The organism is Skermanella stibiiresistens SB22, from assembly GCF_000576635.1.
GTDB lineage: Bacteria > Pseudomonadota > Alphaproteobacteria > Azospirillales > Azospirillaceae > Skermanella > Skermanella stibiiresistens.
The window spans coordinates 1-12,459 of sequence record NZ_AVFL01000034.1; the positions used below are offsets into that span (position 1 = coordinate 1).

The following is a 12,459-nucleotide window of genomic DNA, read 5'->3' on the forward strand; positions in this document are numbered from 1 at the left end:
CAAGGGCATGAACCGGTCGATCTTCAACGTCATCCTGGGCGGCTTCGGCGGCGACAGCGCGGCGGCGGCCGCGGGTGGTCCCGCTGGCGACCGCGCGGTCAAGGCCGGCTCGGCCGAGGACGCGGCGTTCATCATGAAGAACGCCTCGTCGGTCATCATCGTGCCGGGCTATGGCATGGCGGTGGCGCAGGCCCAGCACGCGCTCCGCGAGATGGGCGACATGCTGAAGAAGGAGGGCGTCGAGGTCCGCTACGCCATCCACCCCGTCGCCGGCCGCATGCCCGGCCACATGAACGTGCTGCTGGCCGAGGCCAACGTTCCGTATGACGAGGTCTTCGAGTTGGAGGAGATCAACCGCGACTTCGGCCAAGCCGATGTCGCCTTCGTGATCGGCGCCAACGACGTGACCAACCCCGCCGCCAAGACCGACCCGACCTCGCCGATCTATGGCATGCCGATCCTGGATGTCGAGAAGGCCAAGACGGTCCTGTTCATCAAGCGCTCGATGGCGGCTGGTTACGCCGGCGTCGAGAACGAGCTGTTCTTCCGCCCGAACACCATGATGCTGTTCGGAGACGCGAAGAAGGTGACGGAAGAGGTCCTGAAGGCCCTGGACTAAGCTGTCCGGGGCTTCCCCAAGGTTTGGGGCAAGGATTACCAGAAGGCGGTGGCGCCGTGGGGCGCCACCGCCTTTTCCATGCCTGCCGTTCAATTTTCCTACCATCGCGATAACGTGATAAGGTTTTCTCTTGCCGGCGGTCCAGAGGGGAAACCACCATGCTCGCCTCTCTCCAAGACGCCGTCGACCGGCGCAACGCGATCTTCCAGGCGATCGCCGATGGGGCCGCCGCGATGGTGGGCCATTCGGACTGGCGGACCGGGATCGACCATCTGCTCGGCCGGCTCGGCACCGCCGCCGGCGTCAGTCGGGTCTACCTGTTCGAGGTCCACGAGGCGGCGGGGCAGGGGCCGGCGCAGACCTGCCGGCATGATTGGGCGGCCCCGGGGCTGGCGCCCCTGGCCGGCGATCCGCGCAACACCGACGAGAAGCTGGTCGGCGCCGACCCGACGCTGACGGACTGGACCGAGCGCCGCCGCCGCGGCGAGTTGATCCAGGGATTGACCCGCGATCTGTCCGGATACCTGCGGGAGGACTTCGAATATCAGCGCATCCTCTCCTTCGTTTCGGTCCCGATCCTGTTGGATGGTGTCTGGTGGGGGCATCTCGGCTTCGACGATTGCGAGAGCGAGCGGGTATGGTCCGAGCTTGAGCTGGACGTTCTGAAGACGGCCGCCGCCCTGATCGCCGGCGCGGTCGAGCGCGGCCGGGCGGCCGGCGTCCTGCGCACCAGCGAGGCACTGAAAAGCGCCATGCTCGACACGGCGCTGGACTGCGTCATCACGATCGACGACGGCGGGCTGGTGGTGGAGTTCAACCGGGCTGCGGAACGCACCTTCGGCTGGCGCCGCGAAACCGTGATCGGGCTGCCGCTCTCCGAGGTGATCGTCCCGCCGGAGATGCGGGGTCGCCATGAGGCGGGCCTCAGCCGCTACCTGACCTCGGGCGAGTCCCGCGTCCTGGGCTCCAGGATCGAGGTCGAGGGCATGCGGTCCGACGGCGGCCGGATGCCGCTGGAACTGGCGATCACCGAAGTGCCAACGTCCGAGGGCCGGTTCTTCACGGCCTATCTACGCGACATCACCGAGCGCCGGCAGGCCCGCGACCGGCTGGAACGAATGGCTTATTTCGATACTGTAACGGGCCTGCCCAACCGCGCGCAGCTGCTGAAGCAGGTGGCTGGGCGTCAGACCACATCCAAGTCGCCCTGGATCGTCGCGGTGGAGCTGATGCGCTTCGGCAGCCTGAGGATCAGCCTGGGCACGGCTTTCGCCGATACGCTCCTGTGCGCCCTGACCGCCAGGCTTCGCGAGCGCCTGGGTCCCGACGCGCTGCTGGCCCGCACCGGCGACCGGCAGCTGGCCGTCCTGGGAAGCGGCGGCGGCGCCGAGGAAACCGCCCGCCGGCTGGCTCAGGCGCTCTACGACGCGTTCCACCTGGATGGCAGGACGATCTTCATGACGGCGAGCTACGGCATCGCCGTCGGCCCCGCAGAGCCCGAGGCGCTGCTGCGCGACGCCGAACTGGCCTGCGAGCGCGCGGTCGAGTCGGGAGGCGGGACCTGCCTATATGACGAGACCATGCACGCGGCACAGCTGGACCGGTTGAGCCTAGAAACCGACCTGCGCCATGCGATCGATGCCGGCGACCAGCTCTGGGTCGCCTACCAGCCGATCGTGGCCTTGCCGGAGGGCCGACTCGCCGGGTTCGAGGCGCTGGTTCGCTGGGACCATCCGACCCGCGGCAGGTTGTCGCCCACTGTCTTCATCCCGATCGCCGAAGTGACGGGCCTGATCGTGCCGCTCGGCCGTCTCGTCCTGCACAGGGCCTGCCACCAGATGGTGCGCTGGACGGCGATGAGGGAGCAGGGCGCCGAGCCGCTGTTCATGAGCGTCAACCTCTCCGCCCGGCAGCTCGGCGACCGCGACCTGCTGGAGACCGTGACGGAGGCGCTGGCGGAAAGCGGCATCGATCCCGCCCAGGTCAAGCTGGAGCTGACCGAGAGCGCGGCCATGAGCCATGCCGGAGAGACCATCGGCCTGCTCTGGCGGCTGAAGGCGCTGGGATTGCGGCTGTCGATCGACGATTTCGGCACCGGCTACTCGTCGCTCAGCTATCTCCACCGATTTCCGGTCGATTCGCTGAAGGTCGACCAGTCCTTCGTCGCGGCCATGTGCCGGTCGACCGAAGGCCGGGACATGGTCCGGATCATCGTCGACCTCGCCCATATGTTGAAGCTGGACGTCATCGCGGAGGGCATCGAGACGGCGGAGGACGCGAAGTTGCTGTCCGACATGGCCTGTGGCTTCGGCCAGGGCTATCTGTTCAGCGCCCCGCTGCCGCCGCGCGAGGCGGCCAGCTGGATCACGTCATCCGAAATCGCCGGCCGGTAGACAGCCTGACCTGAGAAGGCTTGGTCTGCCACGATCGCGACTCCGAGCCGTGATTCGAAAACGCCAAAAACCGCCGCCGGACGATGCCGGGGCGGTTTTTGCAAGCTTGGTCTGAAATCCGCAAGCCAGACGGGCGCGGATCGTCAGTCGATCAATAGCCTTCACGCTCCATGCGCTTGCGCAGCAGCTTGCGGGTGCGGCGAACGGCCTCCGCCTTTTCCCGCGCGCGCTTCTCCGAGGGCTTCTCGTAGTTGCGCCGCAGCTTCATTTCACGGAAAATCCCCTCGCGCTGCATCTTCTTCTTCAGCGCGCGCAGGGCTTGATCGACGTTGTTGTCACGAACCAGCACTTGCACGGTTTGTTGTCTCTCCAACATTTGAATTCAAACGCACGATGCGCAAACAGCACCCGTCCGACACTAAGTCGTGGGTTCTAGCATCCGGGGAGCCCTCTCTCAAGGACTAAACGGTGGCTGCCCACATCCGTTCCGCCAAACCGGGCCGGTGCGGGCTTTGCTTCCGCACCTTATACACCCATACTGGGGCCATGGCTATTCTGAAGATCGCCCGCATGGGCCATCCCGTCCTGCGCCGGATCGCCGATCCCGTCGAGGACCCGTTCGACCCGGAAATCCAGCGGCTGATCGCCGACATGGCCGAGACCATGGCCGACGCCTCGGGCGCCGGTTTGGCCGCTCCCCAGGTGCATGCCGCGAAGCGGATCATCATGTTCATCGTTCCGGCGGAGCGCGCCACCCTGGAAGGGGAGGAGGACCGGCCCCGTGGGCTCTCGGTGCTGATCAACCCGGTGATCGAGCCGGTGATCGGACCGGGCGGGACCGGGATGGTGCCGGGCTGGGAGGGCTGCCTGTCGATCCCCGGCCTGCGCGGCATCGTGCCGCGCCACGCCCATATCCGCTATCGGGGTCTGGACGCCAAGGGCCAGCCGGTCGAGCGGGAGGCCAAGGGCTTCCACGCGCGTGTCGTCCAGCACGAACTGGACCATTTGGACGGCATCCTCTATCTGGACCGGATGCCCAGCCTGGACCTGCTGACCTTCAACGAGGAGATCCGCTATTTTCCGGATGACCTGTCGGAGTTGGCTTTCCGGGGCCGGGACGCCACATCGAATGATCGGACGCCTGGAACGGTCAGGGACGGAAGCGGGACGCCAGAATGAATGGGGCTGATATGAACGACGGCGAGTTCGATCTCGACGGGATCAGGGACGAGATGATCGAGGCGATGCTGCCCAACGTCATCTTCGACGGCTGGGGCACCCAAGCGCTGCGCGACGCGGCGGCCTCGACAGGCCACGACGCCGACACGGCGGCCTTGGCCTTTCCGGGCGGCATCCCGGGGACGGTCGAGTATTTCAGCGGCTGGGCCGACCGAAAGATGCTGGTCGAGTTGGAGAAGCACGACCCGGGCGCAATGAGGGTGCGGGACCGGATCACCCTGGCGGTGCGCTCCCGCCTGGAGGTGCTGGCTCCCCACGAGGACGCCGTGCGCCGGGCGCTGACCTTCCTCGCCCTGCCGCAGAACACCGCGCTGGGCGCCAAGATCGTCTACCGCACCGTCGATGCCATCTGGTACGCGGCGGGCGATACCTCGACCGACCACAACTACTACACCAAGCGGGCGCTGCTCGCCGCCGTCCTGACCTCGACCACGCTGTTCTGGTTGAACGACCAGTCGGAGGACAAAGCTGACACCTGGGCCTTCCTGGACCGGCGGATCGGCGACGTCATGCGGGTGGGGCGGACCACGGGGAAGCTGGCGGGCGTCGGCAACGTCCTCGCCAACCTGCCGTCACCGTTCCGATTCGCCCGCCAGATCCGCCGCCGGGCGTCGGGCTTCTAGCTCTCTCGCCGGCCCTGTAGGGTCACTCCGCCGCGAGGCTGCCGGAGATCGCCGCCAGCGTCTCCCGCAACCCCTCGGTGACGGGAGTCTCCGCCGTGAAGCCGAAGGCCTCCGCCGCCCGCCGGGGGTCACCCAAGGATTCGCGGATGTCACCGGCGCGGGCGGGGCCATGTTCGATCCGCGGCTCCACCCCGCCAAGGCGGGAGATGATCCTGGCCAGTTCCAGCACGGTCGTCGGCCTGCCGGTGCAGACATTGAAGACCCGGCTGCCCTGATGCCCCGAGTCCATCGCCGCGACCAGATGACGGACCACGTCGGTGACATAGACGAAGTCGCGGGTCTGCCCGCCATCGCCGTTGACCGTGATCCCGCGACGCTCGGCCACCTTGTCCGCGAAGATCGCGATCACGCCGGAATAGGGCGACTTGGGGTCCTGGCGCGGTCCATAGACATTGAAGAAGCGAAAGCCGGTGGACGGCACGCCGTGGACCTTCCAGGCGACGCGGGCGTGCAACTCGCAGCCCAGCTTGTCGGCGCCATAAGCCGACAGCGGCGCGGTCGCCGCCGTCTCCGGAAGGGGCATTTCGGGATTGTCGCCATAGACGGCGGCCGAGGAGGCGTAGACCACCGGAACCGCTCCATTTCGCCCCTTGGTCCGGGCGGCGTCGAGCACGGCGACCGTGCCGGTCAGGTTGACCCGGTGGGTGCCCAGCCAGTCCTCGTTGCCGCGTTGGACCGAGGCGACCGCGGCCAGATGGAAGCAACCGTCCACCCCAGCCATGGCGCGGGACACCACTGCGGCGTCCGCCACGTCGCCGACGAGCAACTCGACCCCTTGCGGTAGATTGGAGCGCCGCCCCGTGGATAGGTCGTCGAGCACGCGGACGCTATCGCCCCGTGCCAGCAAGCTGTCGACGAGATGCGAGCCGATGAAGCCGCAACCGCCCGTAACCAGCCAAAGAGCCATTGGAATTCCCCAGGTATCCGAACTTCCTGGGAACCGCTGATATAGCGTCCGGTTGCAAATCTGGCCGTGAGTAAAGGTATTAAGTCGTGGGAGTGCCCACGTCTTGGTGTGCCGTTCAAGTCACAGCGCTACGCTCGAATAAAAGTCGACTAAATCCGTAACAAAAACGACGCCTATCCTCGCGCATGGTCCGCGTCGGTCGTGCCTTTTAAAGGCATTACCAATCAATTGGATCACGCGAGGCGTCATGACATCGGCAAGGCTGTATCTTCTCGGCACGGTTTCCCTTTTGGCTCTGTTGGGCGGCGCCGCGACCGCTTCCGCCCAGGCGATCAATTCGACCACGACGGGAACCACCGTCGGCCAGAACGCCGATCGGTCGATCGCCGCCGGGGTGACGGTGTCCAACGCCACCGCCAAGAACGCCCGGTCGGTCACCATGACTTCCGGCACAAACGCGGCGACGGCGGCCACGCGCACCCGTTTGACCAATTCCGGTACGGTGCGTTCGGTCACCGGCAGTTCGGTCGAGGCCGTCGGGCTCAGCGCCAATGACAACGTCACGATCACCAACACGGCCACAGGCGTCATTTCCGCCGAGGGTACCGGGCGGGCGATCCAGTTGGACGACAATGTCACGATCGACAACGCCGGTTCCATCTCCGCGGTTGGTGACCGACGCGGTCGTCGTCGACGCCAACGCGTCGGTCACCAACCGCGGGACGATCGCCACCAGCCTGTCGCCGGCCGCCGCCGCCGCGGTCTACGCCGTGAGGACCGGCGCCGGCGCCTTCACCAACACCAGCACCGGAACCATCACCGCGACCGGCAACGCCATCGCCGGAACCAGCGATTCGACGCAGGTATACGCCGTCCGGGCCGCCGGCACCCTGGTCAATGACGGCGCCATCAGCGTGACCGGCAGCGCCACCAGCGTGCCGACCGGCGGCAACGAAGGCGTCGTGGTCGGCGTCCGGGTCGATGGCGATGCCAGCACCTTGACCAATACCGGCACGATCTCCGCCACCGGGGCGATCATCACGCCGGTCGGCACCGGCGCCGCTCCGGAGGTGGGCAAGGTGCAGGGCGTGCGCCTCAATGGGCTGGCCAACACCTTGACCAACTCGGGCACCATCACCGGCACCAAGGACGGCGTCCGCGTCCAGAGCCGGGCGACCGGCACCGTCACCACCATCATCAACGAGGCGGGTGGCGTCATTCGCGGCGCCCAGGACACGGGGATCAGTGGCCGGGCCGCCGCGGCGGGCGCCACGACGGCGGCGCCGGGAGCCAATGGTGGCGCCAACGGCATCGTCATCAACCGCGGCCTGATCGAGGGACTCGGGGATGATGGCATCGACTTCTCCTCCGTCTCCGGTTCCACCCGGATCGACAACCATGGCACCATCCGGGCATCCGGCAGCGTCGATCCGCTGGGGCAGGCGGGAACGGAGACCAACGAGGCGATCACCATCAATGCCGGCACCGTCAACAACTTCGCGGGCGGCGTGATCCAGTCCCAGCATCACGGCATCTACTTCGTCGTCTCGGCCAGCGACAGCCCGCTGGCGACCGGGGCGGGCACGGTCGTCAACCAGGGTAGCGTGATCGGCGAGCAGGGCTATGGCATCCGCTTCTTCGGCGCGTTCAATGACAGTGTCACCAATACCGGCGTGATCTCCGGCGGCAACGGCACCGCGATCGACTTCGGCGCCGGCGACGACAGCCTGGCGCTGGGAACAGGATCGGTGGTCACTGGGGCGGTCAACGGCGGGGCCGGCGCCGATGGCGTCACCCTGACCGGCACCGGCAGCCATGCCGGCACCTTCCTGAATTTCGAGACGCTGACGGTCAGCGGTGCCAATTCGGCCTGGACGCTGAGCGGGGCCAGCACCTTCGGCGGCGCCGGCACCACCGTGGCGGCCGGCACCCTGACCAGCACCGGGCGGCTGCTGGGCAAGGTCGCCGTCGCCTCCGGGGCGCGGTTGAACGCCTCAGGTGCCACCGGCGCGCTGACCAACTCTGGAACCCTCGCGATTGGCGACGGGGCGATCTCGGCCCTGACGGTCGCCGGGGACTTCGCCCAGGGCGCCGGCTCGGTTTGGGAGGTCGACATCGACGCCGTAGGCGGGAACGACAAGCTGACCGCCGATGGCGGCGCCACGCTGGCCGGTGGAACCATCGCCCTGACCGGAGCATCCGGCGAGTACCAGCGGAACACGGTCTACACGCTGCTGACGGCGGCCGGTGGCGTGACCGGCACCTTCGCCGACGTCACCTCGAACCTGCCGGCCCTGGGTTTCACCTTCCTGAAGCCGGAGCTTGGCTACACGGTGTCCGACGTGCGCATGAGCCTGGTCTTCAGCGACACCACCTTCGCCAGTGCCGCGCGGGGTGCCGCCGAGTCGCGTGTCGCCACGAGCCTGGACCACGTCAAGCGCACCGCCGGCGGGTCCCTGGCGCCCGTGCTGGACGAGGTCGCGCGCATGACCCCGTCGCAGGCCCGCACCGCCTTCGCCCAGCTCGATCCCGAGGTGGCCGCGATCAACGCCGGCATCGGCTCGGTGTCGGCGACCCGCGTCGCGGGGCTGGTGTCGCGGCGGCTCGGTCAAGTCGGGGCCGGCGCCCTGGCCGCGACGCCCGGCGCGTCCTCCTTCGCCGGACCGCAGTTCAGCTTCGCCGGAACCGACGGGGATTTCGGCCACGGCGCGCCGCTGGCGGCGTTCGGCGGCATGTCCAGCGATCCTGGTGCCGCCTGGGGCGGCTGGGCGCGCGGCTACGGCATGCTGGGCCACGCGGACGCGTCGGGCGGTGTCGGCGGCAGCGACAGCAGGACGGCTGGCACCGCCATGGGCCTGGATTATCGCCTGACCGACGATCTGACGGTGGGCGTGTTCGGCGGCTACTCCCGCACCGATCTGTCCTATGATGGGCGGTCCGACGACACCGACATCGACAGTTGGCAGGCGGGCGTCTATGGCGGATTGACCATCGGCAACAGCTACGTCAACGCCCAGGCCGGCTACGCCCGCAACACCCATGAATCGGTTCGCGTGGTCCAGGTCGGCGCCAGCACCTTCCGGCCGCGCGCCGACTATGACGGTCACGAGTTCAACGGCTATCTGGAAGCCGGCCACCGCTTCCATCTAGCCGACGGCTTCGGCCTCCAGCCCTTGGTCTCGCTCCAGGCTGGCCAGATCGTCCAGGACGCCTACAGCGAAACCGGTGCCGCCGGCGTGCGGGTGGAGAAGGCGACCTCGGAGTCCCTGCGTCCGTCGGTGGAGGTCAGGCTCGACCGCGCGTTCACCGTTTCCGACGATGGCGCCAAGCTGACGCCGGAGCTGCGCGTCCGCTACGCCAGGGAATTGCTCGACACCGACCAGTCCGTCACCGCGTCGTTCGTCGGTGCCACCGGTGGATCCTTCGTGGTGCCGGGCCGGTCAGGCTCCCGCGACATCGTGGGCTTGGGAGCCGGCGTCACCGCCGCCGCCGCCGATGGCGTCGCGTGGTTCCTGGACTACGACGCCGAACTCCGGGACGATCAGAACGTCCAGGCGATCAGCGCCGGACTTCGCCTGAGTTGGTAGGCCAGAGCTGGTAAGGGGAGAGAACGCCAAAGGCCGGCCGACGGCTCACTCGGTGATGGTCTTGCCGGCCTGCGTCTTGTGGGCCGCCAGGGCCATCAATCTCCGGTCGCGCCAATCCTGCCGGGCCTGCAAGCGGTCCTCGGAAAGCAGTACGCGGCGCTGACGCTCGATCCGATCGGCGACGTTGCCATCCCAGGCCCGCGGCTCCGCTTGGCTCTGGGCCATCTCGTAATACATCGGCCCATAGCGGGTGATGTAGTCGACGATGCCGCCCGGCGCGTTCAGATCGATCGTCTCGAACGGTCCCATGAACGACCAGCGCAACCCCAATCCCTCGCGGATCGTCTTGTCGACGTCCTCGACCGTGACGACGCCGTCCTGCACAAGCTTGAACGCCTCGTTCAGCAAGGCGCCCTGAAGCCGGTTCAGCACGAAACCGGGAACCTCGCGGGTGGTCCGGATCGGCTCCTGCCCCAGGGCGGTCATCAGCGCCTGGGTGCGCAGAACCACCTCCTCGTCGGTCCACGGCGCCGGGATCAGCTCGACCAGCGGGATCAGGTAGGGCGGGTTGACGGGATGGGCGACCAGACAGCGCGCCCGACCGGGCAAATGTTCGGTGAAGCTGGAGGCCGGCAGGCCCGACGACGAACTGGCGATGGCGGCCTCGGGCTCCGCCATCCGGTCGAGCTTCGAGAACAGCTCGCGTTTGACGTCGACCTGTTCGACGACGCATTCCTGGACATGGCTGGCGCCACCGACCGCTTCCGCCAAGTCGGAACTGGGCTCGATCCGTTCCAGCAGACGGGCGGGCTCGACGGCGATCAATCCAAAGTTGAAAAGATCCCGCAAGTTGCCTTCGATGACCTGCATCGCCAGGGGAAGGGCTTCGGGATTGCTGTCGTATAGGGCGACCCGGCGGTTGGCGCGGGCGCACACGATCGCCCAGCCGCGTCCCACCAATCCGGCTCCGACAACGGCGATCTTATCCACCATGGCCATGGGGTTTCTCCATTCTCTTCGCTATATCGCGGGGCTGCCCCAGGATCCTCGCGCCCGCGCCGGATTGGGCCGGGAAGATCACCTGGGAGCGCGACCCTAAGCCTTCGGACCATTTGAATCGAGTCCGAAACGTTCCATAACTCATATATTTCGCTTCTACTTTGAAACGAGTTTGTGGATAGTTTGCCGCACCCGGGAGACCGCCGGGAACGGTTATCCGTCGTCATTGGGACGTCCCCGGATGACCGTCAGACAACCCGGTGATCCGGCGTCCCGCCGCCAAGCAGGGTCACAACCCCGCCGACGACACCCATCCCCATGCGTTCCATCGATTCCGCCGTGGCGGCACCAATATGCGGCGTCGCGACGAAGCCGGGCAGACGCAGGAGCGGGTGACCGGCTGGTGGCGGTTCCTGGACGAAGACATCCGTGGCGGCTCCGGCGATGGTGCCGTTGGTCAGCGCGTCATGGAGCGCCGTCTCGTCCACCACGCCGCCGCGCGACAGGTTGAGCACCATGGCGTCCCGCTTCATGAGCGCCAGCCTTCGGGCATCGATCAGCTTCTCGGTGTCGCGGTTCAGGGGAATGTGCAGCGTCAGCACGTCGACGCGCGGCAGCAATTCATCCAGGCTGGCGCAGCGCTCGGCGTCCGCGGCCGCGAAAGCCTCTGGAGGGGCGAAGGGATCGTACGCCAGGATGGTGGAGCCGAAGGCCGCCTTGAACAACGCGGCGGTGCGCCGCCCGACCCCGCCCATCCCAACCACCCCGACCGTCCTTCCGGTCAGCTCGATGCCCTGCGGCGGCGGGCTGGTGACGGCGCCATCGCGCAGCATGCGGTCGAGCAAGGCGATCCGCCGGGCCACCGCCAGCGCCAAGCCAACCGCCAGTTCGGCGACCGCGTTGGAGTTGGCGCCCGGTGTGTTGATCACCGCGACGCCTCGGTCCCGGGCGGCATCCAGATCGATGTTGTCGACACCGACCCCGTGCTTGCCGATCACCTTCAAACGTTGGGCAGCGGCGATCATGTCGCGCGGAATCTTGCTGGTTCGGACGATCACCCCATCGGCGTCCTCAAGCCACCTGCCTTTGCGCTTGTCGTCATGATCGACCACGTCGCAACTCTGCCTCAAGGTCGCGACGGCGCTCGGCGCGATCGGATCGAGGACATAGACGAGGGAGCGTTCCACCATCTCGCTTTTCAAAACCCTGGTTTTCGGCCTCGGCATTCGGCCGGCCTGATCATCACAATTGGCCAAGTTAGTCACTCGGCGGCCGGGATGGCAAATACCGATGACCTCTTCCGCCGTGCCGGCCCAACGCCTTGACTACCGCGGCGGAGAACCCCTTTGGAGAGACTTGACGGTAACGCCCGACAGGATCGGACGTTCAGCGCCAAAGCCCCATCGCGGTCGCGACGCGCCAGCCACGCGCGGCGCGCGCCGATGGACCGGTCGGCAACGGACCGGACGCTTGCCAGAAACAGGGTATTTGTTCAAGACCTTGCGGGAGTTCCGCGGGCGTATCCAGGCGATTGGGTGATGACGATCGGCTGATTCGAACCGACCGCCTTAATCCCTTATTGCCAAGGATCAAGGCGTGTTCCGCGGCGGGGTAGCCCCAGCCCGAGGGCGTCGCCTGGGTATGCCGGTCGCCCCTATGCTCCAGCTATTTCCCGGTCGGGCGGCTCACCGCGAATTCGTGGACCGCGTCGTCGTGCCGGTAGCGGACCATGGTCAATTCTCCCTGCTGGCATCGGAGGTCGATCCGCTCCGGCACGGTCTGATCGTCCCCGAAGGTCAGGGGAAGCTCGACCGTGTCGCCGACCTGGATCACCCGCATGCCATCACTCGCGATATCGGACCGAAACCGCAGCCGCAGCGATCCGCCAGCGCCGGGCAGGTCGATCGGCCCGAAGCTGATCGGTGGCGCGTCGGCCCCGTTCCGCAACAGCTCCAGGGGCAGGATGACGCTTGCGGCGTCGAACCCCCGGCATCCCGCCAGCCCCACGGTGACCGTCCGCGTCGCGTGGAAC

11 protein-coding genes are annotated in these 12,459 nt (G+C 67.4%); 5 read left to right on the top strand and 6 right to left on the bottom strand.

All coding sequences use genetic code 11. The annotated features are described in order from the left end of the window. Together N825_RS29645 and N825_RS37135 are read left to right on the top strand one after the other, a co-directional pair. Window positions 1–619, top strand: a 619-nt coding sequence (locus tag N825_RS29645) for an NAD(P)(+) transhydrogenase (Re/Si-specific) subunit beta (RefSeq protein ID WP_037459840.1), incomplete at its 5' end; no start/stop codon positions are given. 158 nt (window positions 620–777) lie between these two features. After that, window positions 778–3,012: a putative bifunctional diguanylate cyclase/phosphodiesterase gene (locus tag N825_RS37135; RefSeq protein ID WP_051513541.1), complete on the top strand. Its 2,235-nt coding sequence runs from the start codon at window positions 778–780 to the stop codon at window positions 3,010–3,012. A 151-nt stretch (window positions 3,013–3,163) separates the two neighbouring features. Here N825_RS37135 and rpsU read toward each other — a convergent pair whose 3' ends face one another. Then, complete coding sequence (gene rpsU, locus N825_RS29655) at window positions 3,164–3,367, bottom strand: 30S ribosomal protein S21 (protein WP_012974546.1); 204 nt, start codon at window positions 3,365–3,367, stop codon at window positions 3,164–3,166. A 191-nt stretch (window positions 3,368–3,558) separates the two neighbouring features. Here rpsU and def point away from each other — a divergent pair, with 191 nt between their 5' ends. After that, complete coding sequence (gene def, locus N825_RS29660) at window positions 3,559–4,191, top strand: peptide deformylase (RefSeq protein WP_051513543.1); 633 nt, start codon at window positions 3,559–3,561, stop codon at window positions 4,189–4,191. Beyond that, complete coding sequence (locus N825_RS29665; protein WP_245613271.1) at window positions 4,188–4,874, top strand: COQ9 family protein; 687 nt, start codon at window positions 4,188–4,190, stop codon at window positions 4,872–4,874. The genes def and N825_RS29665 overlap by 4 nt, the downstream gene beginning before the upstream one ends. Window positions 4,875–4,896: 22 nt before the next feature. Here N825_RS29665 and N825_RS29670 read toward each other — a convergent pair whose 3' ends face one another. Both N825_RS29670 and N825_RS29675 read right to left on the bottom strand, forming a co-directional pair. Then, window positions 4,897–5,841, bottom strand: a complete 945-nt coding sequence (locus N825_RS29670; RefSeq protein WP_037459843.1) for an NAD-dependent epimerase/dehydratase family protein — start codon at window positions 5,839–5,841, stop codon at window positions 4,897–4,899. Window positions 5,842–5,961: 120 nt separating this feature from the next. Next, the gene (locus N825_RS29675; RefSeq protein ID WP_157619626.1) at window positions 5,962–6,489 is read right to left on the bottom strand and encodes a hypothetical protein; all 528 of its coding nucleotides are present in this window, start codon (window positions 6,487–6,489) and stop codon (window positions 5,962–5,964) included. Between the two features lie 23 nt (window positions 6,490–6,512). On the opposite strand from N825_RS29675, the gene N825_RS29680 reads away from it, so the two are divergent. Further along, entirely contained in the window at window positions 6,513–9,428 is a 2,916-nt protein-coding gene (locus tag N825_RS29680) for an autotransporter outer membrane beta-barrel domain-containing protein (protein WP_157619627.1), read from the top strand. Between the two features lie 45 nt (window positions 9,429–9,473). Here N825_RS29680 and N825_RS29685 read toward each other — a convergent pair whose 3' ends face one another. From N825_RS29685 to N825_RS29695, 3 genes are all read right to left on the bottom strand, one after another. Then, complete coding sequence (locus tag N825_RS29685) at window positions 9,474–10,427, bottom strand: 3-hydroxyacyl-CoA dehydrogenase (protein WP_245613272.1); 954 nt, start codon at window positions 10,425–10,427, stop codon at window positions 9,474–9,476. Between the two features lie 248 nt (window positions 10,428–10,675). After that, window positions 10,676–11,617, bottom strand: a complete 942-nt coding sequence (locus N825_RS29690; protein ID WP_037459915.1) for an NAD(P)-dependent oxidoreductase — start codon at window positions 11,615–11,617, stop codon at window positions 10,676–10,678. 475 nt (window positions 11,618–12,092) lie between these two features. Then, entirely contained in the window at window positions 12,093–12,434 is a 342-nt protein-coding gene (locus N825_RS29695; RefSeq protein WP_037459848.1) for a hypothetical protein, read from the bottom strand. Between the last annotated feature and the right edge of the window lie 25 nt (window positions 12,435–12,459).

Bases quoted from the DNA above. Each gene is read 5' to 3' on its own strand.
- N825_RS37135 (WP_051513541.1), top strand. From the start codon at position 778: ATGCTCGCCTCTCTCCAAGACGCCGTCGACCGGCGCAACGCGATCTTC.
- def (WP_051513543.1), top strand. From the start codon at position 3,559: ATGGCTATTCTGAAGATCGCCCGCATGGGCCATCCCGTCCTGCGCCGG.
- N825_RS29665 (WP_245613271.1), top strand. From the start codon at position 4,188: ATGAATGGGGCTGATATGAACGACGGCGAGTTCGATCTCGACGGGATC.
- N825_RS29670 (WP_037459843.1), bottom strand. From the start codon at position 5,841: ATGGCTCTTTGGCTGGTTACGGGCGGTTGCGGCTTCATCGGCTCGCAT.
- N825_RS29685 (WP_245613272.1), bottom strand. From the start codon at position 10,427: ATGGCCATGGTGGATAAGATCGCCGTTGTCGGAGCCGGATTGGTGGGA.
- N825_RS29690 (WP_037459915.1), bottom strand. From the start codon at position 11,617: ATGGTGGAACGCTCCCTCGTCTATGTCCTCGATCCGATCGCGCCGAGC.